The sequence below is a fragment of the Caulobacter sp. GW821-FHT10A10 genome, assembly GCF_059415745.1.
This window is the reverse complement of sequence record NZ_JBWKNV010000002.1, coordinates 292,969-316,982: the sequence shown is the minus strand read 5'-3', so window position 1 is coordinate 316,982 and position 24,014 is coordinate 292,969. Positions and strand designations below refer to the sequence as shown.

Annotated in this window: 19 protein-coding genes; 12 read left to right on the top strand and 7 right to left on the bottom strand. The window is 68.2% G+C overall.

The window, feature by feature from the left end; genetic code table 11:
* The first annotated feature begins 192 nt into the window (after nucleotides 1-192).
* From AC07NS_RS06365 to AC07NS_RS06345, 5 genes are all read left to right on the top strand, one after another.
* Nucleotides 193-1,353 (top strand): DegT/DnrJ/EryC1/StrS family aminotransferase, encoded by a 1,161-nt coding sequence (locus AC07NS_RS06365; protein WP_494602261.1) that lies wholly within the window; start codon nucleotides 193-195, stop codon nucleotides 1,351-1,353.
* A 67-nt stretch (nucleotides 1,354-1,420) separates the two neighbouring features.
* Nucleotides 1,421-2,200: a hypothetical protein gene (locus AC07NS_RS06360; RefSeq protein WP_494602260.1), complete on the top strand. Its 780-nt coding sequence runs from the start codon at nucleotides 1,421-1,423 to the stop codon at nucleotides 2,198-2,200.
* On the top strand, nucleotides 2,200-3,096 hold the full coding sequence (locus tag AC07NS_RS06355; RefSeq protein WP_494602258.1) for a hypothetical protein: 897 nt from the start codon (nucleotides 2,200-2,202) through the stop codon (nucleotides 3,094-3,096). Before AC07NS_RS06360 ends, AC07NS_RS06355 begins: the two co-directional genes overlap by 1 nt.
* 113 nt (nucleotides 3,097-3,209) lie before the next feature.
* Nucleotides 3,210-6,314, top strand: a complete 3,105-nt coding sequence (locus tag AC07NS_RS06350; protein ID WP_494602256.1) for an FG-GAP-like repeat-containing protein — start codon at nucleotides 3,210-3,212, stop codon at nucleotides 6,312-6,314.
* 255 nt (nucleotides 6,315-6,569) lie between these two features.
* Nucleotides 6,570-7,769 (top strand): multidrug effflux MFS transporter, encoded by a 1,200-nt coding sequence (locus tag AC07NS_RS06345; protein WP_494602830.1) that lies wholly within the window; start codon nucleotides 6,570-6,572, stop codon nucleotides 7,767-7,769.
* A gap of 8 nt (nucleotides 7,770-7,777) precedes the next feature.
* Here the strand turns inward: AC07NS_RS06345 and AC07NS_RS06340 are convergent, their stop codons facing one another.
* From AC07NS_RS06340 to AC07NS_RS06330, 3 genes are all read right to left on the bottom strand, one after another.
* The gene (locus tag AC07NS_RS06340) at nucleotides 7,778-9,127 is read right to left on the bottom strand and encodes an HlyD family type I secretion periplasmic adaptor subunit (protein ID WP_494602254.1); all 1,350 of its coding nucleotides are present in this window, start codon (nucleotides 9,125-9,127) and stop codon (nucleotides 7,778-7,780) included.
* Entirely contained in the window at nucleotides 9,124-10,833 is a 1,710-nt protein-coding gene (locus AC07NS_RS06335) for a type I secretion system permease/ATPase (RefSeq protein WP_494602253.1), read from the bottom strand. The genes AC07NS_RS06340 and AC07NS_RS06335 overlap by 4 nt, the downstream gene beginning before the upstream one ends.
* 134 nt (nucleotides 10,834-10,967) lie before the next feature.
* Nucleotides 10,968-12,575 carry a cisplatin damage response ATP-dependent DNA ligase gene (locus tag AC07NS_RS06330; protein ID WP_494602251.1) on the bottom strand — a complete coding sequence of 536 codons (1,608 nt, stop codon included), beginning with the start codon at nucleotides 12,573-12,575 and terminating at the stop codon, nucleotides 10,968-10,970.
* 106 nt (nucleotides 12,576-12,681) lie between these two features.
* Here AC07NS_RS06330 and AC07NS_RS06325 point away from each other — a divergent pair, with 106 nt between their 5' ends.
* Entirely contained in the window at nucleotides 12,682-13,098 is a 417-nt protein-coding gene (locus AC07NS_RS06325) for a PaaI family thioesterase (RefSeq protein ID WP_494602249.1), read from the top strand.
* A gap of 3 nt (nucleotides 13,099-13,101) precedes the next feature.
* Here AC07NS_RS06325 and AC07NS_RS06320 read toward each other — a convergent pair whose 3' ends face one another.
* Nucleotides 13,102-13,815, bottom strand: a complete 714-nt coding sequence (locus AC07NS_RS06320) for a hypothetical protein (RefSeq protein ID WP_494602248.1) — start codon at nucleotides 13,813-13,815, stop codon at nucleotides 13,102-13,104.
* Nucleotides 13,816-13,886: 71 nt separating this feature from the next.
* Here AC07NS_RS06320 and AC07NS_RS06315 point away from each other — a divergent pair, with 71 nt between their 5' ends.
* Entirely contained in the window at nucleotides 13,887-14,870 is a 984-nt protein-coding gene (locus AC07NS_RS06315) for a DUF2167 domain-containing protein (RefSeq protein WP_494602247.1), read from the top strand.
* Between the two features lie 10 nt (nucleotides 14,871-14,880).
* Here the strand turns inward: AC07NS_RS06315 and AC07NS_RS06310 are convergent, their stop codons facing one another.
* Complete coding sequence (locus AC07NS_RS06310; RefSeq protein WP_494602245.1) at nucleotides 14,881-15,915, bottom strand: ligase-associated DNA damage response exonuclease; 1,035 nt, start codon at nucleotides 15,913-15,915, stop codon at nucleotides 14,881-14,883.
* 43 nt (nucleotides 15,916-15,958) lie between these two features.
* Between AC07NS_RS06310 and AC07NS_RS06305 the strand changes: the two genes are divergently transcribed.
* From AC07NS_RS06305 to AC07NS_RS06290, 4 genes are all read left to right on the top strand, one after another.
* A complete protein-coding gene (locus AC07NS_RS06305; protein WP_494602244.1) occupies nucleotides 15,959-16,486 on the top strand; it encodes a PaaI family thioesterase in 528 nt (175 codons plus the stop codon).
* Nucleotides 16,483-16,902, top strand: coding sequence for a PaaI family thioesterase (locus AC07NS_RS06300; RefSeq protein WP_494602243.1), 420 nt, complete (start codon nucleotides 16,483-16,485; stop codon nucleotides 16,900-16,902). The genes AC07NS_RS06305 and AC07NS_RS06300 overlap by 4 nt, the downstream gene beginning before the upstream one ends.
* A 247-nt stretch (nucleotides 16,903-17,149) precedes the next feature.
* On the top strand, nucleotides 17,150-17,248 hold the full coding sequence (locus tag AC07NS_RS06295) for a hypothetical protein (protein ID WP_233245198.1): 99 nt from the start codon (nucleotides 17,150-17,152) through the stop codon (nucleotides 17,246-17,248).
* 279 nt (nucleotides 17,249-17,527) lie between these two features.
* The gene (locus tag AC07NS_RS06290; protein ID WP_494602242.1) at nucleotides 17,528-19,969 is read left to right on the top strand and encodes a TonB-dependent receptor; all 2,442 of its coding nucleotides are present in this window, start codon (nucleotides 17,528-17,530) and stop codon (nucleotides 19,967-19,969) included.
* A 12-nt stretch (nucleotides 19,970-19,981) separates the two neighbouring features.
* On the opposite strand, the gene AC07NS_RS06285 is transcribed toward AC07NS_RS06290, so the two are convergent.
* On the bottom strand, nucleotides 19,982-20,932 hold the full coding sequence (locus tag AC07NS_RS06285; protein ID WP_494602240.1) for a histone deacetylase family protein: 951 nt from the start codon (nucleotides 20,930-20,932) through the stop codon (nucleotides 19,982-19,984).
* Nucleotides 20,933-21,024: 92 nt separating this feature from the next.
* Here AC07NS_RS06285 and AC07NS_RS06280 point away from each other — a divergent pair, with 92 nt between their 5' ends.
* Nucleotides 21,025-21,879: an acyl-CoA thioesterase gene (locus AC07NS_RS06280; RefSeq protein ID WP_494602239.1), complete on the top strand. Its 855-nt coding sequence runs from the start codon at nucleotides 21,025-21,027 to the stop codon at nucleotides 21,877-21,879.
* A gap of 174 nt (nucleotides 21,880-22,053) precedes the next feature.
* Here AC07NS_RS06280 and AC07NS_RS06275 read toward each other — a convergent pair whose 3' ends face one another.
* Nucleotides 22,054-23,937 (bottom strand): HWE histidine kinase domain-containing protein, encoded by a 1,884-nt coding sequence (locus tag AC07NS_RS06275; RefSeq protein WP_494602238.1) that lies wholly within the window; start codon nucleotides 23,935-23,937, stop codon nucleotides 22,054-22,056.
* Nucleotides 23,938-24,014: the final 77 nt, after the last annotated feature.

Genomic DNA, 24,014 nt, shown 5'->3' with positions numbered 1-24,014 from the left:
CCCTGAAGGGGGAGGTGGCCCGAAGGGCCGGAGGGGGAAGTCCCTGCTAATGTCGAGCCGGCCGCAACCTAAACAGCCACATCCCCCTCAGTCGCTCCGCGACAGCTCCCCCTTCAGGGGGAGCATCTGGCGAAACAGTCGGTTACATCAATTGGCTCGAAACCGAGCCGCCCCGCCTCTAAGAGCCCGCCCATGAGCATGCCCTTCATCGACCTCGCCGCGCAGCAGCGCCGGATCCGCGACAAGATCGATGTCGCCATCGCCAAGGTGCTGGACAGCGGCGCCTATGTCATGGGCCCGCAGGTGCGCGAGTTCGAGAGCCAGCTGGCCGCCTTCGGCCAGGCCAAGCTCGCCCTGTCCTGCGCCAACGGCACCGACGCCATCGCCCTGCCGCTGATGGCCTGGGGCGTGGGCGCTGGCGACGCCGTGTTCTGCCCGTCCTTCACCTTCGCCGCGACCCCGGAAGTCGTGCCGTGGGTCGGCGCCACGCCGGTGTTCGTCGACGTCCTCCCGGACACCTTCAACCTCGATCCCGCCAAGCTGGAAGCCGCCATCGCCGGCGTGAAGGCCAAGGGCGAGCTGACGCCGAAGGTGGTGATCGCCGTCGACCTGTTCGGCCAGCCGGCCGACTATCCGGCGATCAAGGCCATCTGCGACCGCGAAGGCCTGAAGCTGGTCTCCGACAGCGCCCAGGGCTTCGGCTGCACCCTGGACGGCAAGCATCCGCTGCACTGGGCGGACGTGGCCACCACCAGCTTCTTCCCGGCCAAGCCGCTCGGCTGCTACGGCGACGGCGGGGCGGTGCTGACCAACGATCCGGTGCTGTGGGACCTGATGGACAGCTACCGCGTGCATGGCAAGGCGGTCGGTCCGGACCTCGAAGGCAAGACCTTCGACCACGACCCCAAGTACCTCAACACCCGCATCGGCATGAACTCGCGCCTGGACACGATCCAGGCGGCGATCCTGATCGAGAAGCTGGCCATCTTCCAGGAAGAGATCGACCTGCGTCAGGTCGTGGCCAACCGCTACGCCGAGGGCCTGAAGGGCTCGGTGCTCGCCGTCCCGGCCGTCATCGACGGCGGCGTCTCGGTCTGGGCGCAGTACGTCATCGAGCACGAGAACCGCGACGGCCTGGCCGCGCACCTCAAGGCCAAGGGCGTGCCGACCGCCGTCTATTATCCGGTGCCGATGCACGTGCAGGCCCCGTACGCGGCCTTCCCGCGCGGCGAAGGCGGCCTGCCGGTGACCGATGCCAAGGCCGAGACGGTGCTGGCCCTGCCGATGCACCCCTATCTGGCCGAGGCTGACCAGGCCGTGATCATCGAGGCGATCCGCGGCTTCAACGGCTGAGCTGCGCCTCATTGAGGCCTCAACTTCGGGCGTTTCTCCGCCCGCGAGTCGCAGCCAGAAGGCCTCCATGCACGATCCGATCACCAGCTTCGTCGTCACGGTCTTCAGCGCGCCCAACGCGGCCTTGATCATGGCCGGCGCCATTCTGGCGCTGGCCATCGTCCTGATCTTCCAATCGGGCCATTTCGAATTCGCGCCATTGCGCGACGATCTGCGACGTCGTGGCGATCTGCTGTCCGAACTCCGCGGCGCGGACCTGCAGAAGGCCTTCGCCGAGTCGTTCCAGACGCTGGACAAGCGCCTCAGCGGCGCGGCCTACCCCACGCTGGAACTGGGTTGGGCCAACTATCGCGGCCAGCTTGCCGAAACCGCCGACGGTCGCCTGGCCTCGTCGATCCATGCCGTGGACGCCTTCGACCACGCCGACGGCCCGGCCCGCACCCTGGAATGGTGGGCCAACCTGCTGGTCGCCATCGGCCTGGTGATCACCTTCATGGGCATCGTCGCGGCCCTGACCGAAGCGGTTGACGCCATGCAGCGCCAGGGCGACGCCGGCATGCAGACGGCCCTGATGGGCCTGCTGGCCGTCGCCGCCACCAAGTTCTGGACGTCGATCGCCGGCGTGCTGGGCTCGATCGTCCTGCGCCTGGTGGCCCGTCGCCGCCGCCAGGCGATCGAGAGCCTGGAGGCCCACTTCTTCGCCCTGCTCGACGGCTGCGTCCGCTTCGCCCCGCCTGAAAAGGTGATGCTGGAGCAGCTGGCCGTGCTGTCGCGGATCGAGGCGGCCCTGGCCGTCGGCGGCGCGCCCCGCCCCGTTTCAGTCCCCGCCGCGCCGAGCCTGGCCTGATGGCGGCGCTCGCCCGCGCCCGCCGGCGCCGCACGCCCGACCTCGAGGAAGGCGAAAGCTACTACGTCTCGATGACCGACATGATGGTGGGGGTGATCTTCATCTTCATCATCATGCTCAGCTACTTCGCCCTGCAGTATCGGCAATCGACCAAGGCGCTGACGCAGGCCAAGCATCCCGAGACCGCCGCCCTGCTGCAGACCGCCACGGCCCTGACGCCGCACGAGGCCACCGTCGAGGTCGACGACAAGGCTCGTGTGCTGTGCGTGCCCGAAAGCCTGATCGGCGGCGCCGGAAGCGACCGCCGCTGCTTCTCCTACGCCCCTCCGGCCAAGAACGCGGCGACCACCGTGGCCGCCGAAGACGCCCAGCGCACGCTGATGGGCTTCCTCGACGCCGACCTGCGCGACACGCATACGCCCCTGATCGGCGACACCGCCGGCGGCTCGCTGTCGTTCAAGGCCGGGCAGTTGTTCGAACCCGGCTCGGCCGACCTTTCGGCCGGCGGCCGCAAGATCGCCGGCGACATCGCCGCGTCCCTGGCCAAGCGCCTGCCGTGCCTCGCCTATGGCGGATCGACCTCGGCCACCTGCCCCGAGGGCGAAGCCAAGCTGGCCCTGGTCAATGTGGTCAGCCAAACCAATCTCGACGCTTTCACGGCCGACGGCCAGCGCGCGGCGAGCCTGGCCCTGCAGCGTTCCGTCGCCTTCCACCGGGCCCTGACCAGCGCACAGCCCGTGCTCGGCGTCCTGCGCGACGCTCCGTCCACCCAGCCCAGCTCCCAGCCGCTGCTGCGGGTCGCCAGCGTGGGCCAGTCGCGGGAGCAGGCGCCCACCGACGGCGACGACCAAACGGTCACCATCGAGTTCCAAATGGCGGCGAAACCGCCCGGCTAGCGATCAATTGGTAATTGCACCGCTTGTTGCGCCACCGCTAAGATGTCGCAGTTCTAGGCTGTGCGCGTTCCTCGCAGTTCGGCCAATTACCCGATCATTGCGGACGCGTGACCATGCCGACGACGAGGACCATCAACGAGGCGACCACGATCGCCGCGGACCAGACGATCGAATTCATCGTCGATGGCTATAACAACACCGCGATCGCGGTGACGACGACCACCGGTTTCGGGCCTGATTACGAATTCAAGAACCTCGGCACGATCAAGATCGTCGACAACAATGCGCAGTACGCATCGTTCGGCGCCATCGCGATATTCTATACCTCGTCGAGCTTCTTCAGGGATTCGACCTTCGTAAACGAGGGCACGGTCTACAGCTATTCGGCGCACAGCAGCGCCTACGGTCTGTGGTCGACCGCCTGGTCGCCGAAGACCACCAACACGGGCACGATCTCGGCGATATCGCCGACGTTCTCGGCCATCGGGGTCGGCCTCTGGGCGATGCAGACGTCGGACGACGACGTCATTCTCGACAATTCCGGCAAGGTCTACGCCGAGGGCGTGTACGCGATCGCCGTACGGTCGGTGGCCGGCGCGATCGTCAACTCCGGCGAGATCATCGCCGTCGGCGCCAGCGACGAAACCATCGGCCTGCAGACGACCTACACCCACCTCACCAACACCGGCCTGATCAAGGCGACCAGCACGACCGGCAGTTCCATCGGCGTCTGGATTTCGCCGATCGGCGCCAACGGCCCCCGCAATGGCACGGTGATCGAGAACAAGGGGGTCATCCAGGGCGACACCTCGATCAAGATCTATGGCTCGCACTACGTCGATGTCATCAACACCGGCTCGCTCATCGGCGATGTGGAACTGGGCGGCGGAGCGGACCTGTTCCTCAACGCCGGCCGCGTCGAAGGCGACGTCTTCCTCGGCGCCGGAGACGACTCCTATGACGGCCGCAAAGGCTCGGTCACCGGCGTCATCGACGCCGGGGCCGGCGATGATATCGTCTGGGACGGCGCGGGCGCCGAGATCCTGCTGGGCGGAGACGGCGACGACTATCTGGCCGTGGGCGCCGGCGACCAGGTGACCGGCGGCGCGGGCGGCGACATCTTCGCCCTGGCCGCGGGCGGCGTCGTCCAGATCAACGACTTTGCCGCCAGCGGCGATCGCCTGTCGCTGCTGAGCGGCGGGACCTTCACCGGGCTGTCGGTCGCCAACGGCGACACCACCCTGACCTATGACGGCGGCAGCGTCGTGCTCAAGGGCGTGACGACACGCTCTCTGGCCGAGTGGAACGCCCTGCTCGTGCAGGTGGTGGCTGGAACCGCGAGCGACGACGCGCTGACGGCGAGCGGCGCCAAGATCTATCTCGGCGGGGCAGGACAGGACACCCTGTCGTTCAGCACCGCCGCGCATGGCGTGACCGTCGACCTGCAACTCACCACTCAATCCCTGGACGGCGGCGTCCTCGAATTGCATTCGATCGAGAACCTCGAAGGCTCGGCCTTCGCGGATGTGCTGATCGGCAACGACGCCGGAAACTATCTCTGGGGCGGCGACGGCGACGACGAATTGCGAGGCGGCGGCGGCGACGACGTCCTGGACGGCGGGCTCGGCAACGACGTGATCCGCGGCGGCGGCGGCGTCGATGTCGTCGACTATTCGGCGGCGACCGCCGGCGTCACCGTCGACCTGTCCCGATCCGTTCAGGTGACCGTCATGGGAACGGACACGCTGGAGTCGATCGAAGGCGTAATCGGCAGCGCCTATAACGACTATCTCGCAGGGTCGCGGCTGGATGGCGGCGCGGGCGATGACCAGCTCATCGGCACAGCCGGCGACGACCTGCTCATCGGCGGTGAGGGCAACGACTACCTGCTCGGCGGCGGCGGCGCCGACGAACTGCGTGGCGGCGCGGGCAATGACACGCTGTCGGGCGGCGCCGGGAACGACATCCTCAACGGCGGCGCCGGCGCCGACATCCTGATCGGCGGCGCCGGTTATGACGAGATGACCGGCGGAGACGGAGCCGACATCTTCCGCTTCGTGGACCCGACGGATTCCCAGGAAGGGCTGTCCATCGCGTCGGACCTGATCATCGATTTCGTTAGCGGCGAGGACAAGATCGACCTGACGGCGTTCGACGTCTCCAGCTACAAGATCACCCAGGACGTCGGCTCCATCACCCTGCGGGCCGAGACCGCCCAAGGCGTGGTGGTGATCCGGTCCTATTCATGGATCAAGGCGTCCGACATCCTCTTCAAGACCCCGGCGGTCTCGTTCGACACCCCGTCGGCGCTGGGCGGCGGCTACGATTTCGACGGCGACGGCGTCAGCGACATCGGCTGGCGCAGCAACAGCGGCGTCTTCACGACCTGGACGGCGGACGTAAAGGCCGACGGTTCGCTGTCGATGACCCGCAACGCCTACGTCAACAGCAGCGTCTCCTCCGACTGGTCCCTGGCCGGGACGCTGGACTACAACGGCGACGGCAACTCCGACCTGCTGTGGCGCAACACCAGCGGAACCTTCACGATCTGGAGCTCGACCGGAGAGAGCTTCACGCCCAACGTCGTCGTGAATCACGCCCTGGCCTCGGCCTGGCAGTTGGCCGTGACGGCCGACCTCAACGGTGACGGCCTGGACGACCTCGTCTGGAGAAAGCAGAGCGGCGAAGTTTCGATCTGGCGCTCGACGGGCTCGGGCTTCACCCAGGACGCCGAGACGATCAACGACGTCGCTTCGAGCTGGGACATCGTCGCCTCCGGCGATTTCAACGGCGACGGCAAGGACGACATCGTCTGGCGCAACGGCGACGGCAGCATGACGATCTGGAGCGGTTCCAGCGGTTCGCTGACCCGCAACAGCTACGTGGACTTCACCGTCGACAGCAGCTGGTCGCTGGCCGCCGTCGCCGACTTCAACGGCGACGGCAAGGACGACCTGCTCTGGCGCAACAAGCAGGGCACGTTCACCGAGTGGCTGTCCAACGGCGCGGGCTTCGACAAGAACACCTATGTCGACAGTTCGGTGAGTACGGACTGGACGCTCGAAAGCGTCGGCGACTTCGACGGCGACGGCATGGCCGACCTGTTGTGGCGCCACACCAGCGGCGTCTTCACCATCTGGACGTCCACGGGAAGCTCGTTCGAAAAGAACACCCTGGTCGACGGGAGCATGTCGTCCGACTGGAATCTGGTCGCCTGAAGACGCCTCCTTAAAAGAAGGCTGTAGGCCGGCCATTCCGCGCAAAGGAAACGCGGTCTTTTCACCGTCGCGCCCGCTCCAGGCGACCGTCCGCCCGTCCGCGCGTTTCGACAGCGGGCGAGCGACTATTCGCTCTCCCGCCCGGGGACCGTGTATATGGCCGCAGCCATGTTCCGGAACCGATGTGTATGGTTCCGCTCCCGGGAAGCGCGTATGCCCAAGGATACCCGTCAGACGACCTCGCCGCACCAGGGCATGGGCTTCGTCCAGTTCGTCGCCCTGATCGCGGCGATGATGGCCACCAACGCCCTGGCCATCGACTCCATGCTGCCGGCCCTGCCGCAGATCAGCGCCAGCCTGGGCCTGACCGCCGACAACGAGCGCCAGTGGGTGATCACCGCCTATCTGCTCGGCTTCGGCGTCGCCCAGATCGCCTACGGTTCGCTGGCCGACCGCTACGGCCGCAAGCCCGTGCTGCTGGCCGGCCTGACGCTCTACGTGCTGTTCAGCCTGGCCTGCGCCCTGACCAGCTCGTTCGAGATGCTGCTGGTCGCCCGGGCCCTGACCGGCGTCGGCGCGGCCGCCACCCGGGTGCTGGCGGTCTCCATCGTCCGCGACTGCTATTCGGGCCGCCGCATGGCCCAGGTCATGTCGCTGTCGTTCATCGTCTTCCTGGCGGTGCCGATCCTGGCCCCGTCGATCGGCCAGGCCATCGTGCTGGTCGCGCCCTGGCGCTGGATCTTCGGCGTCATGGCTCTGTTCGGCGGCGCGGTGATCGCCTGGACGGCCCTGAAGCTGCCCGAGACCCTGCATCCGGAAGACCGCACGCCGATCTCGGCCAAGGCCATCCTTTCGGCCTTCCGCCAGGCCCTGACCGAGCGGACGGCCATCGGCTACACGATCGCCGCCACCCTGGTGCTGGCCGGCCTGTTCGGCTTCATCAACTCGGCCCAGCAGGTGTTCGTCGACGCCCTGGGCGCGGGCGAGTGGTTCACCCTGATCTTCGCCGGGATCGCCGGCGGCATCGCCGTGGCCTCGCTGGTCAACGCCCGCATCGTCGAGCGGCTGGGCATGCGCAAGGTCTCGCACGGCGCGCTGCTGGGCTTCATCGCCTTCGCCGGGATCCACGCGATCGTCGCCCACACCGGCCATGAGACGGTCTGGACCTTCGCCCTGCTGCAGGGGTCGATGATGTTCTGCTTCGGCCTGGTCATGTCGAACTTCGGCGCGGTGGCCATGGAGCCGCTGGGCCACATCGCCGGCGCGGCGGCTTCGATCCAGGGCTTCATCACCACCATCGGCGGGGCGCTGGGCGGCTTCATGATCGGCCAGCTGTTCGACGGCACGGTGGGACCGCTGACCCTCGGCTTCTTCGGTTTCGGCCTGGCCGGCCTGCTGGTCGTGCTGGTCACCGAAAAGGGCAGGCTGTTCCGATCCACGGCGCCTCAGGCCTGAGGGCGAGCTCAGTGCTCCCGACCGGCTCGCCAGAAGGTCTGGACCAGGGGCTCGACGAGATAGTCCAGGGCCGTGCGACGGCGTAACGGCACGATCACCTCGACCGGCAGGCCGGGCTGGACGCCCGACTGCTGGCCGCGGATGGCGGCGATCTTGGCCATCTCGCCCGGCAGCACCTTCACCTCGGCCTTGAAGTAGCCCGCGCCGGTCTTCTCGTCGGTGAAGCTGTCGGCCGACAGCTTGGTGAGCACCCCCGAGAGGATCGGCAGGTTGCGCTCGTGCAGCGAACTGAAACGCACCTGGGTTTCCAGCCCCAGCCGCAGGTCGTCGGCGTCGGCTGTCGAGACCCGCGCCTCGATGACCATGTCGCGGTCCTGGGGAACAATCTCCATCAAGGTCTGCCCCGAGGCGATCACCCCGCCGACCGTGAAGACCGAAAGACCCACGACCCTTCCGCCCGCCGGGGCGCGGATCAGCGCCCGCCCCAGCTGCTCGCGGGCGGCGACCCATTTGGGCTGGAGATCGTCGAGCCGGACCTGGATGTCCCGCAGCTGGCCCGCCACCTCTTCCGAGCGCTCGCGCTGCAGCGACATGATCTGCAGGCGCGTCTCGCCGACCGCTTCGCCGGTGCGGGCAATCTGGGCGCGGTGGGCCCCGCTCTCGCCTTCCAGCGACGCTTCCGCCCGCTTGAGCGCCAGCAGGCGGGTCTTTGGCGCATAGCCCTTGTCGGCCAGCGCCTTGACCCCGTCGTACTCCTCCTCGATCAGTTTCTGCTGATCGAGGTTGGCCTTGAGCTGGCGCTCGGATCCGCTGGCCTGTTCGTTGAGTTGGAGAACCCGCGCGCTGAGCACCCCGCGCTGGGTTTCCAGGGCCTGACGGCGAGCCTGGAACTGCAGCTGCTGCAGCTTCATCGCCTCGTTCGCCAGCGCTCGATCCTCCGGCGAAAGCGACGCGAAGGTCGCCGGAGCGGAGAAGGTTGGACGGGAATCCCGCTCGGCCAGCAACCGCGCGCGCTGGGCCAACAGGGTCAGGGTTTCGCCCGCCAGACCGCGCTCGGTCGCCCGAATGTCGCTGTCCGACACTTCCAGCAGCACCTGCCCCTGGCGGACGGATTGCCCCTCCTGGACCTTTAGGGCGGTGACGACACCGCCTTCGCGATGCTGCACCGCCTGCCGATTGCCGGAAACGACGATGATCCCCGGCGCATAGGCCCCGGCGTCCAAGGGCGTCAGCGCCGCCCAGCCCAGAAAGCCGACGAAGAACAGAGCCGCGACGCACGCTCCGGCGGCGATCGTGCGGGACGGATCGTCGGACATCATGGGCTGAGGGCTTGCGGGCTCGACGACGGCGCGGCTCACGACATCACCGCCTTCGACTTCTGGGCGCCAGCCCGGGCGTTGAGTTCGGCCACCACCTTGTCACGCGGCCCGATCGCCTCGATCTGGCCTTCGCGGAGAACCACCAGTCGATCGACGACCCCCAGGATTCCGCTCCGGTGAGCGATGAGAATGATCGCACAGCCGCGCTTGCGGGCGTTGATCAAGGCGTTTGCCAGGGCGTTTTCGCCCTCCGCGTCGAGCGCGGAATTGGGCTCGTCCAGAACCAGCAGGGGCGGAGCACCGTAAAGCGCACGCGCCAAGGCGATACGCTGGGCCTGGCCGGCCGACAGCCCGCGTCCGGCCGGACCCAACTCGGTATCGTAGCCATTCGGCAGCCGCAGTATGAGTTCATGGACGCCGGCCGCCTTCGCGGCGTTGACCGTCTCGGCGTCGATCAGGGCCGCGTCGTTCTCGATCGCGCCCACAAAGCGCGAGATGTTGTCGCGCACCGAACCCGCCATCAGCGACGGGTCCTGGGGTACGTAGCCGATCAAGCGGCCCAGCTTGTCGGACTCCCAATCCTGGTAGCTCGCCTGGTCTATGCGCACCGTCCCGCTGTCGGGAACCAGGGCGCCGGCGACGACGCGGGCGAGGGTGCTCTTGCCGGCGCCGCTGTGACCGATCACGCCGAGGATCTCGCCGGGGGCGAGGGTCAGCGACAGGCCACGAAGCAGCAGGGAGCCTTCCCGCCCCTGGACGACGACCTGCTCCAGCTGAAGGTCGCCTTTGGGGACGGGCAGCAGCATCCCGCCTGGACGATCCTCCGAAGCGTCGAGCAGGGCGGTGACGTTCGACAGCGCGGTCCGGGCTTGGTTGACGACGGCCCAGGCCCCGACGATCTGCTCCACCGGCTGGAGGGCCCGGCTGATCAGCACCGAAGAGGCGATGATGGCGCCCGCGGAGATCTGCCGCTCGATCGCCAGCCAGGCGCCGAGGGCCAAGGCCAGGGACTGCAGCGCCAAGCGCGCGAACTTGGTCGTGGCGGCATAGCCGCCGCCCGCGGCCTGGGCACGGACGGTCAGGTCGAGGCCGGCGGCCCTCTGGCCCATCTGACGCGCCACCATGGCGCTTTGCATGCCGAGAGCTCGAACCACTTCCGCGTTGCGGGCGGAGGCGTCCTGGGCAAGGTAGGCGGCGGTCTGCGCCTGGCTTGCCGCCGCCGACGGCGCTCGCGTCGCCCGCTCGTTGAGCAGGGCCAGCGCGACGAGCGAGATCGAGCCCACCAGCGCCAGCGCGCCGATCGCCGGGTGAACGAAGAAGGCGATGACGACATAGATCAGCGCCCAGGGCGCATCGAGGATCGCCAAGGCTGTCGGGCCTGAAAGCGCCTGACGCAGCATGTCGAAGTCGCGGGCGCCTTGGGCCGAGGCGCTGCGACTGGCGATCAGCCGTCGCAGAATCGTGGGAGCCAGCAGGCGGTCCAGTCGCAGTCCCGCCAGGCTCAGGAGCCGCGCGCGCACGAGGTCGAGCGCCGCAAGGGTCGCCAGGGCCAGACCCACGACCACCGTCAGATAGAATAGGGTCAGCCGCCCGCTGGTCGGCACCACGCGATCATAGACCTGCAGCATGAAAAGCGTGGGCGACAGGTAGAGCAAATTGAGCAGCGCGCTGAAGATCGCCGCCGCCAAGAAATGCGCCCGGCAGGCCCGCAACGCCTTCGCCAGCGGAAAGGCAACCGACTTCACAAACCTACCCCCAACTCGCCCGATACGCGGCTTCATACTGGACGCCGCGCACCCAAGCCCGCTTAGCGGAGTTTACGCCGCGCACAAGTGGCCGCGCACGAGAGAAAAGCGATACCGAAGGTTGATCCGCATGATCAAGCCTCGAGCATCCGCTCCAAAGCGCTCAGTTCGTCCGCCTCCCGCGACGGCTTGTCCCACCGGATGCGGTTGATGCGGGGAAACCGCATGGCCACGCCCGACTTGTGGCGGGTCGAGCGCTGCAGCCCCTCGAACGCCACCTCGAACACCAGGCCGAACTCGAGGTCGGCCCGCACCGAGCGCACCGGCCCGAACCGCTCGACGGTGTGATCGCGGACGAACTTGTCGATCTGTTTCAACTCCTCGTCGGTGAAGCCGAAATAGGCCTTGCCTACCGGGGTCAGCTTGCGCTCGCCGGTCTCGTCCTCGCGCCAGACGCCGAAGGTGTAGTCGGAATAGAAGCTCGACCGCTTGCCGTGGCCGCGCTGGGCGTACATCAGCACCGCGTCGACCAGATGCGGGTCGCGCTTCCACTTGAACCACGGCCCCTTGGGGCGGCCTGGCTCGTAGGCGCTGTCCCAGCGCTTGAGCATCAGGCCCTCGGCGATGGCCGGATCGCCGGCCGGGGGATCGGCGCGCAGGGCGGCCAGTCCTTCCCAGGTCTCGAAGGGCTGGAGCGGCGACAGGTCGATCCGCGTCGTCTTCAATCCACCGACGAAGGCCTCCAGGCGCCGGCGGCGCTCGGCGAAGGGCAAGGCCCGAAGATCCTCCTCCCCGTCGAGCAGAAGATCGTAGGCGCGGATCCCGGCCGGATAGGCGGCCATCAGCTTGGCGTCGACCGTCTTGCGGTTCAGCCGCTGCTGGAGATCGCCGAAGCTGGCGATCGCGCCGTCGCGCATCACCAGCAGCTCGCCGTCCAGCGCGCCCTCGAAGTCCAGCGCCTCCAGCACGTCGGGAAAGGTCGCCGAGATGTCGTCGCCGGTGCGGGTGTAGAGCCGCCGCTCGCCACGCTCGCTGACCGCCTGCACGCGGATGCCGTCCCACTTCCACTCGGCGGCGTAGGCGGCCGGATCGAGCTTGGCGAAGTCCACGGCCTCGTCGATCGCCTGGGCCAGCATCACCGGCCGAAAGCGGCCCGGAGCGTCGGGCGAGGGCCGTTCCGAGCGACCCTCCAGCCAGGCGAAGAGATCGCCATAGGGCGGCGCGATCGCATGCCAGACCTCCTCGATCTCGCCGATCGGCACGCCGCCGAGATTGGCGCAGGCCTGCTTGGCCAGGCGAGACGACACCCCGACCCGCAGGCCGCCGGTCATCAGCTTGAGCAGCGCCCAGCGGCCGTCGGCGTCCAGCGCGTCGAGCCAGCCCTCGATCAGTTGTTGAGCCTGCGCCCGCGAGGTCGCCTTCAACGCCTCGACCACCTCCGACAGCTCCGGCTCGCGGTTGGCGCCGGGCCGCGCGGGCCAGACCAGGGCGACGGTCTCGGCCAGGTCGCCGACATAGTCGTAGGACCAGGCGAACAGCTGGGCGTCCATCCGCGCCTCGACCGCCTTCCTGATGAAGGCCGGCTTGGCCGCGTCGAACGACAGGGCGCCGGTCAGGGCCGCCAGGGCGTAGCCGCGGTCGGGATCGGGCGTCCCGCGCAGGAAATCCTCGATCAGGGTCAGCTTGGCGTTGCGCGAGGCCGTCAGCGACAGGCGGTCGAGAAGATGGGCGAAGGCGCGCATGGAAAGAGAATGTCGCGCCCGGACGCAGGTTCAAGCCATGGCGCGGCTTGCATGAAATTCAAACATTCGTTTAACTCCAGTTGAGAGCCTGGCCCCGGAGACGACCATGACGTTCCAGCCGCCCGACCCCTTCGTCCCGCACACCCGCGCCAGCCCCCTGACCGCGCCCTGGGAGCCGATCTACGCCGACGTGCGCGACGACCGCTGGGTGCTGGGACTGGAGGCGCGCGAGGTCCACGCCAATTCGCGCGGCGGACCGCACGGGGGTCTGATCGCCGCCCTGGCCGACAACGCCATGGGCCTGTCGTGTGGCGTTCGGATGCGCCGCGAGGGCCTGGCCTTCAACGGCTTCGTCACCGTCTCGCTGGGGGTCGACTATCTTGCCGCGCCGAGCCTTGGCCAATGGCTGGCGTTCGACACCGACTTCATCAAGCCCGGCAAGAGCCTCTGCTACGCCGAGGCCACGGTCCTCGCCGACGGCAAGCCGGTGGCGCGGGCGCGGGGCACGTTCAAGGTGGTGTGAGCCTCAGGCCTTCGCCTCGTCCAGCTGGCCCAGGATCATGATCTTCTGCCAGATCTTGCGGCCAAGGTCGGAGGTCAGGGTCTCGATGTCGTTGACCGCCGCCAGGATCGCCGGGTCGTCGTTTTCGCCGGCGTAGAGGGCGGCCAGCTTGGCGGTCAGGGCCAGCATCTCGGCGCAGTAGTCGAGATAGCGGGCCAGCTCGAAGCGGCTCATCTCCCGCGCGGGCGAGGAGGCCGTGCGCGGACCCAGCACCAGGGTCGGATCCTTGGTCAGCTGGTGCATGTCGACCACGTGGGCGAAGGAGCGCAGTTCGTGCAGGGCCTTGTGCACCCGAGCGCGCTTCCAGCGGGCCTCCAGCGACAGCAGGAACCACACCGCGCCGGCCGACAGCAGGGCCAGGTTCACCGCCGGCTCCAGCCCCTCGGCGGCGTGCAGCACGTCGGTCCCGCGCAGGCCGGCCAGCCAGTCTGTGCGGACGATCAGCCAGGTCGGCAGGGCCAGGGCCGCCAGGACGATCGCCGCCACCGGCAGGCGCAGGGCCAGATAGGGCCGCGACAGCCGCCGCGCCCGCCTCGCCGTCTCCCGCGCCGTCGCCGTCAGCCGCGCGCACACCCGCGACAGCCCCGAGGCCGGAAACCGTTCGGAGATCCGCGCGTGCAGGTGATCCAGCGTCGTGACCACCTCGCCCGCCTCCAGCCGCATCATGCCTTTCGCCATGGTCCCCTCCCCCTTGCCGACGCCCTCGGCCTGGCTATAGCTAAGCGCTAGTACGTTCGGGGGAACAATTCATGCGTCATTTCACGACTACCGCCGCGGCCGTCGTTTCGGTCGCCCTGCCCGCCGCTATTCTGCCGGCGATCGTCCTGCCCACGGCCGCCCTGGCCGCCGACCAGGACGTCGTCGCGGGCAAGCCCGACATCAGCTGGCAGGACAGTCTGCCCCGCCGCACCGGCAGCGTCGTCATTCCCGACGCCCATGCGACCCTGGACCTGGGGACCGACTTCTATTTCCTCGACGCCGCCGCCGCCCGGCGGGTGCTGACCGAGGGCTGGGGCAACCCGCCCGACGCCGCCGACGGCGTACTGGGGATGATCTTCTCCAGCCGCTACAAGCCGCTCGACGACGCGGCCTGGGGCGTGGTGGTGACATACGAGGACGTGGGCTACGTCTCGGACAAGGACGCCAAGACCACCGACTACGACAAGCTGCTGGTCGACCTGCGCTCGGGCGAGGACGACGCCAACGCCGAGCGCGAGAAGGCCGGCTACCAGACCATCCACCTGGCCGGCTGGGCCGAGCGCCCCAGCTACGACGCGGGCAAGCACGTGCTGATCTGGGCGCGCGACCTGTCGATCGGCCAGGGCCAGGCCCACTCGCTGAACTACGACATCCGCGTGCTGGGCCGCAAAGGCGTGATCAGCCTCAACGCCGTGGCCGCGCCGCAGTCGCTGGCCGAACTGCACGAGATGTCCGGCCGCATCGCCGCCACCGCCCAGTTCGACCAGGGCTCGCGCTATGCCGACTTCAAGCAGGGCGAGGACAAGGTCGCCGAGTTCGGCGTCGCCGGCCTGATCGCCGCCGGCGCGGGCGTGGCCGCGGCCAAGAAGTTCGGCTTGCTGGCCCTGCTGATCGCCTTCGGCAAGAAGGGGATCGTGCTGATCATCGCCGCCTTCGGCGGTCTGGTGACCTGGTTCCGCAACAAGTTCGGCGGCGGCGGCAAGAAGACCAAGAGCGGCTCCCCGCCGCCATCGGGTCCCGACCTGATCTCCTGATCCGGCCGCCCTATTCCCCGTCGTCCTCGTCGTAGCCGACGAGGCGCAGGGCGCGGGCGGGAATGCCCTCCAGGGCGCACCAGCGCTCCAGGGCCTCTTCGCGGCCGTGGGTGATCCACACCTCGCCGGGCCGTAGCTCGGCGAGGGTGTCGGTCAGCTCGTCCCAGTCGGCGTGGTCGGAGATGATCAGCGGCAGCTCCACGCCCCGTTGCCGGGCGCGGGCCCGCACCCGCATCCAGCCGCTGGCGAAGCAATCGACCGGGTCGGGAAAGCGCCGGCTCCAGCGGTCGGCCAGGGCCGAGGGCGGGGCGATGATGATGGCGCCCGCGAAGTCGCCCGCCTTGCCGCGCTCGGTGGTGGCCGGCGCCAGCGGACCAAGGTTCACGCCATGGGCCTCGTAGAGCCGGTTCAGCCGCTCCATGGCGCCGTGCACGTGAATGGTCTGGTCCCATCCCGCCTCGCGCAGCAGGCTGATCACCCTCTGGGCCTTGCCCAGAGCGTAGGCGCCGACGATGTGGGCGCGTTCGGGAAACTGCTCGACCGACTTCAGCAGGGCGGCGATCTCGCCCTTGTCGTCGGGATGACGAAAGACCGGCAGGCCGAAGGTGGCCTCGGTGACGAAGACGTCGCAGGGCACAGGCTCGAAGGCCGCGCAGGTGGGATCGCGGCGGCGTTTGTAGTCGCCCGAGACGACGATAGTCAGGCCCTTCCAGCGCACCACCGCCTGGGCCGAGCCCAGTACGTGGCCGGCCGGGACCAGGGTCACCTCGACATCGTTGTGCGTGATGCTCTCGCCATAGGGAACGGCCTGGCGGCTGACGACGGCGAAGTCCTCGCCGTAGCGCTCGGCCATGATCGCCAGGGTCTCCGGCGTCGCCGCCACATGGCCATGGCCGGCGCGGGCGTGGTCGGAATGGCCGTGGGTGATCACCGCCCGGTCCACGGGACGGACCGGGTCGATATAGAAGTCGCCGGGCGGGCAGTAGAGCCCGGCGGGCTTCGGACAGAGAAGATCCTGCGGCTTGATCACGGCTGGATAAGACAACGCGCGATCCTGTAAGCCTATCCCTCCAAGACCAGAGAACGGCATGAGCGAGACGGATCTGAACGAGCAGCACCGCCTCATCGCCAAGGCGATGAACGAAGGCAGTCCCCAGGCCAAGGCCCTGGGCTTCACCACCCTCGACATCGGCGACGGCGTCGCGGTGCTGAAGGTCCCCTACCGCACCGAGCTGGTCGGCGACCCGGAGACCGGGGTGATCGCCGGCGGGGTGGTGACCACCCTGCTCGACCACGCTTCGGGGCAGGCGGTGCACGCGGCCATGAGCACCTGGACCTCGATCGCCACCCTGGACCTGCGCATCGACTACATGCGGCCGGCCGAGCCGGGGAAGGACATCCTGGCCCGCGCCCACTGCTACAAGCTGACCCGCTCGGTCGCCTTCGTGCGGGCCGTGGCCTACGAGACCGATCCTGAGGATCCCATCGCCGCCGCCCAGGCCGCCTTCATGCTCGACTCCAGCGCCGGCAAGAAGGCGGGCGCCAATCTCAAGCCGCCCGGTTCGAGCAAGCAGGACTCCAGCAAGCCTTCGGACAACAAGGAGGGCGGCCAGTGAGCGAAGCCCAGGACCGCCTGGTCGCCGTGCTCGGCGCCATTCCCTACGCCCGCTTCATCGGCATGAAGGCCGAGCTGGCCGGCGACGAGATGACCGCCATCCTGCCGTTCTCGCCCGACATCGTCGGCAACCCGATGCTGCCGGCCATCCATGGCGGCGTGCTGGGAGCGTTCATGGAGATGACCGCCCTGGCCCAGCTGTCGATCGCCGAGACCCTGAAGCGCCAGCCGCGCACCATCGACGTCTCGATCGAGTACCTGCGCTCGGGCCGGCCGCTGACCACCTACGCCCGGGCCCAGATCAAGAAGGTCGGCCGGCGGATCGCCAACGTCCATGTCGAGGCCTGGCAGGAGCAGCGCGCCGCCCCGATCGCGGCCCTGCGCGGCCACTTCCTGCTGACCGGAGCCGAGGACTGATCCGCCCTCCAGGCGGCGGCGCGGCGCAAGACGGCGCCGCGCCGCCGTCGGCCAGGATCGCAATAATCATCCAGGTAATTACCCAGAAGCGCCAACATTAATCCCGTGTAATGCACATTACGCGCGAGATAGTTTCTTAAAACGGCGTCATGACGCATAGGTAACGGGTGTTCATCCCTCGCCCGGCCTATACCCCTTTTCACCGGACGCGGACGTCGCGCCGGGGAACAACTCAGGGATCAGAACAATGACCTTCTCGAACAACGCCTTCGCTTCGCTGGCCAGCCTGGTGCTCGCCGTCCTGCCGCTCGTCATCGTCGCCGGCTCGCTGTCGCCGAGCTTCTAAGTGACCGCCGCGTAGCTCCGCCGGCACAAACCCGGCGGGGCATGGCGCAATATTCGGCGCCATAGAATAGATTCGAAATAAACTGATACTTACCTATTTCTGCAAATATCGAACCGTTTCTTTTGCATCACCGATGCAGCAATATCGCCGGTTTTCGACCCCATATTCGCTCGAATATCGTCATCAAACATTGAATTACGGTCTCTAAAAGTCTCGATCCCGCAAGGACTTACTTTGCACTTCGCAAAAGTTGCCGCGGGCAAGGGGATAATCTTAGAGATGAACAAGACCAAGCTGGCCTGTCTGGCCACGACGGCGCTGTTCAGCGGCCTGCTTTCGGCCGCCGGCGCCTACGCCCAATCCACCGCCACCACGGAACTCGACGCCGTCGTCGTCACCGCCGCCACCGGTCCGAAGACCATCGACGGGACGATGGTCGCCGAGACCGCGCCGAAGGCGAAGTACACGGTCACCAACGAGTTCCTGAACCGCCAGCAGGACGGCCAGACCGTGCTGCAGTCGCTGAACCTGGTGCCCGGCGTCGTGTTCTCGAACAGCGACCCGTACGGCTCGTCGGGCGGCAGCATCCGCCTGCACGGCCAGGACGGCGCCCACATCGGCTTCCTGGTCGACGGCGTGCCGCTGAACGACGGCGGCAACTACGCCATCTATTCGAACCAGCAGGTCGACGCCGAGCTGATCCAGCAGGCCAACGTCAACACCGGTTCGACCGACGCCGACTCCGTGACCGCCTCGGCGACCGCCGGCGTCATCAACTACACCACCCTGAAGGCCACCAAGGACTTCGGCGTGGTCGCCAAGGCCGGCGTCGGCACCGACAACTACCGTCGCGTCTTCGGCCTGCTGCAGACCGGCGAGTTCGGCCCGCTCGGCACTCGCGCCTGGATCTCCGCCAGCTATCAGAAGTACGACAAGTTCAAGGGCCCGGGCACGCTCGAGAAGAAGCAGGTCAACGCCCGCATCGAGCAGGACCTGGTCAAGCCGGGCGACTTCGTCGCCGTGAACTTCAACTACAATGAAAACCGCAACAACAGCTACTACGCGCCCTACCTGACCAACGCCGACTACTCGGTGGCTGGCGACGTGGCGACCTACGGCAAAGACTACGACTACACGACCACGGCCGGCTCAAACTACTACGGCGTGCGGATCAACCCGTCGAACACCGGCACCATCCGCGGCCAGTCGCGCTACTCGATCCTGCCGAACCTGAAGCTGACGATCGACCCGTCGTTCAACTACACCATGGCCAACGGCGGCGGCACGACCAGCCTGTCGGAAAAGTCCATGCAGCTGCTGAACGCCGCCGGAACCACCGGCGTCGACCTCAATGGCGACGGCGACACCAGCGACACGGTCCTGGTCTATTCGCCCAGCAACACCAACACCCGCCGCTATGGTCTCAACACGTCGCTGATCTGGGACATCAACGACCACCACCGTCTGCGCTTCGCCTACGCCTGGGACGAAGCCCACACCCGCCAGACCGGTGAATACAGCACCCTCAACAGCGACGGTTCGGTCACCGACGTCTTCAGCGGCAAGGACGGCTACGGCACGGCGATCCTCAACGCCGACGGCGAAGTGGCCCAGAAGCGCAACCGCGCCTCGGTCGCCACCTTCAACCAGTTCAGCATCGAATATCGCGGCGAATTCCTGGACGAGCGCCTGATCGCCAACATCGGCGTGCGCCTGCCGACCCTGGACCGCGAACTGCACCAGTACTGCTACTCGCGCGCCGGCTCGAGCACCTACTACTGCACCTCGCAGACGCCTTCGAGCACCTCGGCCAAGGCCTCGGGCGCGGTGGCCTCGGCGGTCAAGTTCGGCACCTCGTCGACCACCTACTTCACGCCGTTCGACGCCAGCCGCACCTATGACGCGGTGCTGCCGAACATCGGCCTGTCGTACCGAGTGACCGACAGCAGCACGGTCTATGGCAGCTATTCGGAACAGCTGTCGGCGCCGAAGGTCGACAACCTCTACACCCTGACGACCACCGGCGCCCTGGGCGACGCCGAACCCGAAACCGGCAAGACCTACGAGGTGGGCTACCGCTTCCGCGTCGCCGACGTGATGGGCTCGATCAGCACCTACAACACCGAGATCAAGAACCGCATCGTCAGCACCGTCGACCCGAACGACACCAGCACCTACATCGACCGCAACGTCGGCAAGGTGGTGATCAAGGGCGTGGACGCTCAGGCCCAATGGCAGATCGACGAGCACCTGACCGGCTACGTGTCGGCCGCCTACACCGACGCCAAGCTGCAGGACAACCTGTACACCGCCGTCACGGTCAACAGCGTCACCACCACGGGCTACGCCAAGACCGCCGGCAAGCAGCTGGTCGAAACCCCGGAATGGACCTTCTCGGGCCGTCTGACCTACGACATCGGCAAGTTCCAGATCGGCGTGCAGGGCAAGTTCGTCGGCGAGCGCTACATGACCGACGTCAACGACCAGAAGGTGCCGCACTACACCATCTGGGACGCCGACGTCCGTTACGACCTGGGCGGCGACGGCTGGAAGAACTCCTACATCCAGCTGAACGTCACCAACCTGTTCGACAAGTTCTACTACGGCAACCTGTCGGGCACTCAGACCAGCGCCACCCCGGGCCAGCTCGGCTATGCGCGCACCTACGCCTATGTGGGCGCCCCGCGCGCGGCGGTGCTCAGCCTCAAGACGGCTTTCTAAGCCGCCTGAACCTCAGTACGCGTAAGGGAGGGGCGGCTCGGCGACGGGCCGCCCTTTTTCTTTGGCCGCCAGCATCGCGGCCGTGCGGTGCAGGATGGCGTGGCGGTCGGCCAGGCGGTCGAGGTCGGGGTCGTAGCCGCCGCCGATCACCCCGACGACCGGGATCTCGCGCGCCAGGCACGCCCCCAGCACCCGCGCCTCGCGGGCGGCGATGCCGGCGTTGGTCAGCGACAGCCGGCCCAGCTTGTCGTCCGCATGCGGATCGACCCCGGCGTTGAAGAAGACGAGGTCGGGCTCCACCCGCGCCAGCAGGTCCGGCAGGATCGCGTCCAGCCTCGCCAGATAGGCGGCGTCGTCCGTCCCGTCGGGCAGTTCGATGTCGAGATCGCTCGTCGCCTTGCGGTGGGGAAAGTTCTTCTCGGCGTGCATCGAGAAGGTGAAGACGCTGGGGTCGTCCTCGAAGATCCGCGCCGTGCCGTCGCCCTGGTGGACGTCGAGATCGACGACCAGCACCTGGCTCACCCGCCCCTCGGCCTGCAGCAGCCGCGCGGCCACCGCCACGTCGTTGAACACGCAGAACCCGGCGCCGGAAGCCGCCTCGGCGTGATGGCTGCCGCCGGCGGTGTTGCAGGCGATCCCGTGTTCCAGCGCCAGGCGCGCGGCCAGGATGGTGCCGCCGGTGGCGGCTCGGGCCCGGGTCGCCACGCTGTCGCTGTTGGGCATGCCGATGCGGCGCACGATGTCGGGCGGCAGGGAAAGCTCGACCACGCCGCGCACGTAATCGTCCGTATGCGCCAGGCGCAGGACCTCCAGCGGCGCGAACTCCGGCTTGTGGAAACCCTCCGGTCCCGCCAGCCCTTCGGCCTCCAGCAGGCTGGCCAGCTTCGAGAACTTGTCCATCGGGAAGCGGTGCCCGGGCGGCATTTCGGCCCGGAAGGCGGGGTGATGGACGATAGGCGGCATGCCGCAAGGATGGGCGCCGCGACCATGCGGCACAAGGCTGACGCTATGGGCATGCTTGCCCTATCGATCCGTGAAGCTTATCGCAGCGCACCATGCAGACGCCCGAGAACCTCGCCGAAATCCTAAGCCTCGAAGCCATCGAGGTGAACCTGTTCCGCGGGATCAGCCCCAATGACGGCTTTCCGCGGATCTTCGGCGGCCTGGTCATCGCCCAGGCCCTGACGGCGGCCTACAAGACCGTGCCCGACCGCGTCTGCCACTCGCTGCACGCCTATTTCATCCGCCCGGGCGACGTGAACGCCCCCGTCCTCTACGAGGTCGAGCGGGCCCGTGACGGCGGCACCTTCACCACCCGCCGGGTGGCCGCCATCCAGCACGGCGAGCAGATCTTCAACCTGGCCGCTTCGTTCCAGACGCCGGAAGTCGGGCTGGAGCACCAGTTCGAGGCCCCGGACGTGCCCGCGCCGGAGACCCTGCCCACCGAGGCCGAGTACCTGCGCAGCCTGGGCGACCAGATCCATCCCAAGATGCTGGCCTTCATGGAACGCCCGCGCCCCGTGGACCTGCGCTGGATCGATCCGCAGAACCCGGTGAAGCCCGAGAAGAAGTCGGGCGAAAAGCAGGTCTGGATGCGCGCCGTCGCCCCGCTGGGCGAGGACATCCGCATGCAGCAGGCCGCCCTCGCCTACGCCTCGGACATGGCCTTCATGGAAAGCGCCCTGCGCCCGCACGGCCTGATCTGGACGACGCCGGGCCTGCAGGCCGCCAGCCTCGACCACGCCATGTGGTTCCACCACCCCTTCGACTTCAACGACTGGACCCTGTTTTCCCAGGACAGCCCCAGCGCCTCGCAGGGCCGCGGCCTTGTGCGCGGCCAGATGTTCAGCCGCGACGGCAAGCTGGTGGCGTCGGTGGCGCAGGAATGCCTGATGCGGATCCGGAAGTAATTCCCCTCTCCCCCTGCGGGAGAGGGTGGCCTCCGAAGGAGGTCGGGTGAGGGGTCTCTCAGAACTGAAAGCCGCGCGCAGCGGCCAGGCCGGGCGAGGCGTCCCAAGTTTGAGAGACCCCTCATCCGTCAGCTACGCTGACACCTTCTCCCGCAAGGGGAGAAGGAAATCAGCCTACCCCCGCCCCGTCACCGAGGCCAAAGCCCGGGCGATCTGGTGGACGTTGTAGGGCTTGCGCACGATCGGGGCGTCGAAGCCCATCGGGGCGGCCTTGTCGGCGTAGCCAGTGGCGAACACGAACGGCCGGCCTTCCTTGCGCAGCACCTCGGCCACCGGGGCGACCGATTGGCCGTTGAGGTCGGCGTCGAGCACGGCCGCGTCGAATTCCTGCTCGAGCATCGCCAGGGCCTCGCCCAGCTCGGCCGCGCAGCCGACCACCTCGACGCCGCTGTCCTCCAGGCCCGCTTCCAGCTCCATGGCCAGCAGCAGCGAGTCCTCGACGATCAGCACCTTCAGGCCTGCGATGGCCCCGGCGCGGAAGTTCTCGTCGCCGCCGCCGATGGTCTCGACGATGCGCTCGGGCTCGACCTCGGCCGGCTCCGGCTCGGGACCGTCGGCCAGGGCGGCCGGCGCGGCGTGGATCATCGCCGACACGCCGCTGCGGCGGTAGTCGATCTTGGCCTCGCCGCCCAGCTCGCGGCCGACCACGTCCTCGACCAGGGTGGCGCCGAAGCCGCGGGTGGTCGGCGGATTGGTCACGGGACCGCCGGTCTCCAGCCACTCCAGGCTGAAGCCGCCGTCGGGCGAGCGACGCCAGACGATCTCGACCCGGCCGCTCTCGGTCGATAGCGAGCCGTACTTCACCGCATTGACCGCCAGTTCGTGCAGGGCCAGCGACAGGGCGGCGGCCGCGCGGGGGGTCAGGAACAGTTCCGGCCCGTCCCAGCGGGTCTGGTTGGGGGCCAGGCCGCCCAGCTCGGCGGCGGCGATGCGGCCCAGGGTGGCCCCGCGCCAGCGGGCGGCGCTGATCAGGTCGTGGGCCGAACTCATCGACTTCAGCCGCGCGGCGAAGGTCTTGAGGAAGGCGTCCAGCGACGAGCTCTTGCGGGCCGACTGGGCGGCGACCGACTGCACCACCGCCAGCAGGTTCTTGATGCGGTGGTCGAGCTCGGCCACCAGGTTGTCGCGCCGCTCGTCGGCCTCGCGCTGGTCGGTGATGTCCTGGACCACGCCGATCAGCAGGTCCGGCTTGCCCTCCCCGTCCTGCACCATGACGCCGCAGCCGCGGCTCCAGCGTTCGCGACCGTCGGGACTGGCGGCGCGGCGATACTCCACCTCGTAGCGGCCGCCTTCGTGCAGCTGCGCCCGCAGGTCGTCGCGGGTCATCTCGCGGTCGTCGGGATGGACGTAGGGCCAAATCGCCTTGCCTTCCTCGGCGGGCATCTCGCCGGCGGGAATGCCGCTGATCCGCGCCATGCGCTCGCTGATGCGCAGGCGGTCGGTCTTGACGTTCCACTCGAACTCACCCAAGCGCGCAGCGGTCAGGGCCAGGGCCAGGCGTTCACCGTCGAGCAGGCGCTCGGCCTCGGCCCGCGCCTGGTCGGCGCCGCGGATCAGCTCCTCGACCGCCAGGTCGGCCAGTTCGGACAGGGCTTCGAGCAGGTCGGGCGAGGCCTCGCCCCGCGGCGCGTCGTCCTCGACGGCCAGCACCCCCACGACGAAGCCGCGCGGATCGCGCAGCGGCGCGCAGGCCAGGAAGGCGGCGCCGGCCAGGTCGGCGTGCTGCGACGAGCGGCTGCAGCGCAGCACGATGTCGGCCAGCGGCGTCTGTCGGGAAATCGTCGGATTGGCGTGGCCGACCCGTCCGGCCAGGCGGATGTGGTCGACCTCGATCAGCAGCAGGGCCGCGCGCGGGGCTTCGAACAGCCGCGCGGCCAGCCGGGTCAGGCGTGAGAGACGCGGATCGTCGGCGTCCTTCCACGCTTCGGCCAGAGCCGTCGCCGCCCGCAGTCTACGGGCCTCCTGATCCGATGCTCGTTCTGCATCCGCGTCCGCCATGATTCGAACATAGACCGCCTTCCCGTCACGCGCGAGCGGCGATCACCCCGGATTGGGGCGTTCGCACGCGATCTTCT

Excerpts from the sequence above, each read along its gene's own strand:
- AC07NS_RS06365 (WP_494602261.1), top strand. The coding sequence starts at position 193 with ATGAGCATGCCCTTCATCGACCTCGCCGCGCAGCAGCGCCGGATCCGC.
- AC07NS_RS06360 (WP_494602260.1), top strand. The coding sequence starts at position 1,421 with ATGCACGATCCGATCACCAGCTTCGTCGTCACGGTCTTCAGCGCGCCC.
- AC07NS_RS06355 (WP_494602258.1), top strand. The coding sequence starts at position 2,200 with ATGGCGGCGCTCGCCCGCGCCCGCCGGCGCCGCACGCCCGACCTCGAG.
- AC07NS_RS06350 (WP_494602256.1), top strand. The coding sequence starts at position 3,210 with ATGCCGACGACGAGGACCATCAACGAGGCGACCACGATCGCCGCGGAC.
- AC07NS_RS06345 (WP_494602830.1), top strand. The coding sequence starts at position 6,570 with ATGGGCTTCGTCCAGTTCGTCGCCCTGATCGCGGCGATGATGGCCACC.
- AC07NS_RS06330 (WP_494602251.1), bottom strand. The coding sequence starts at position 12,575 with ATGCGCGCCTTCGCCCATCTTCTCGACCGCCTGTCGCTGACGGCCTCG.
- AC07NS_RS06325 (WP_494602249.1), top strand. The coding sequence starts at position 12,682 with ATGACGTTCCAGCCGCCCGACCCCTTCGTCCCGCACACCCGCGCCAGC.
- AC07NS_RS06320 (WP_494602248.1), bottom strand. The coding sequence starts at position 13,815 with ATGGCGAAAGGCATGATGCGGCTGGAGGCGGGCGAGGTGGTCACGACG.
- AC07NS_RS06315 (WP_494602247.1), top strand. The coding sequence starts at position 13,887 with ATGCGTCATTTCACGACTACCGCCGCGGCCGTCGTTTCGGTCGCCCTG.
- AC07NS_RS06305 (WP_494602244.1), top strand. The coding sequence starts at position 15,959 with ATGAGCGAGACGGATCTGAACGAGCAGCACCGCCTCATCGCCAAGGCG.
- AC07NS_RS06295 (WP_233245198.1), top strand. The coding sequence starts at position 17,150 with ATGACCTTCTCGAACAACGCCTTCGCTTCGCTGGCCAGCCTGGTGCTC.
- AC07NS_RS06290 (WP_494602242.1), top strand. The coding sequence starts at position 17,528 with ATGAACAAGACCAAGCTGGCCTGTCTGGCCACGACGGCGCTGTTCAGC.
- AC07NS_RS06285 (WP_494602240.1), bottom strand. The coding sequence starts at position 20,932 with ATGCCGCCTATCGTCCATCACCCCGCCTTCCGGGCCGAAATGCCGCCC.
- AC07NS_RS06280 (WP_494602239.1), top strand. The coding sequence starts at position 21,025 with ATGCAGACGCCCGAGAACCTCGCCGAAATCCTAAGCCTCGAAGCCATC.
- AC07NS_RS06275 (WP_494602238.1), bottom strand. The coding sequence starts at position 23,937 with ATGGCGGACGCGGATGCAGAACGAGCATCGGATCAGGAGGCCCGTAGA.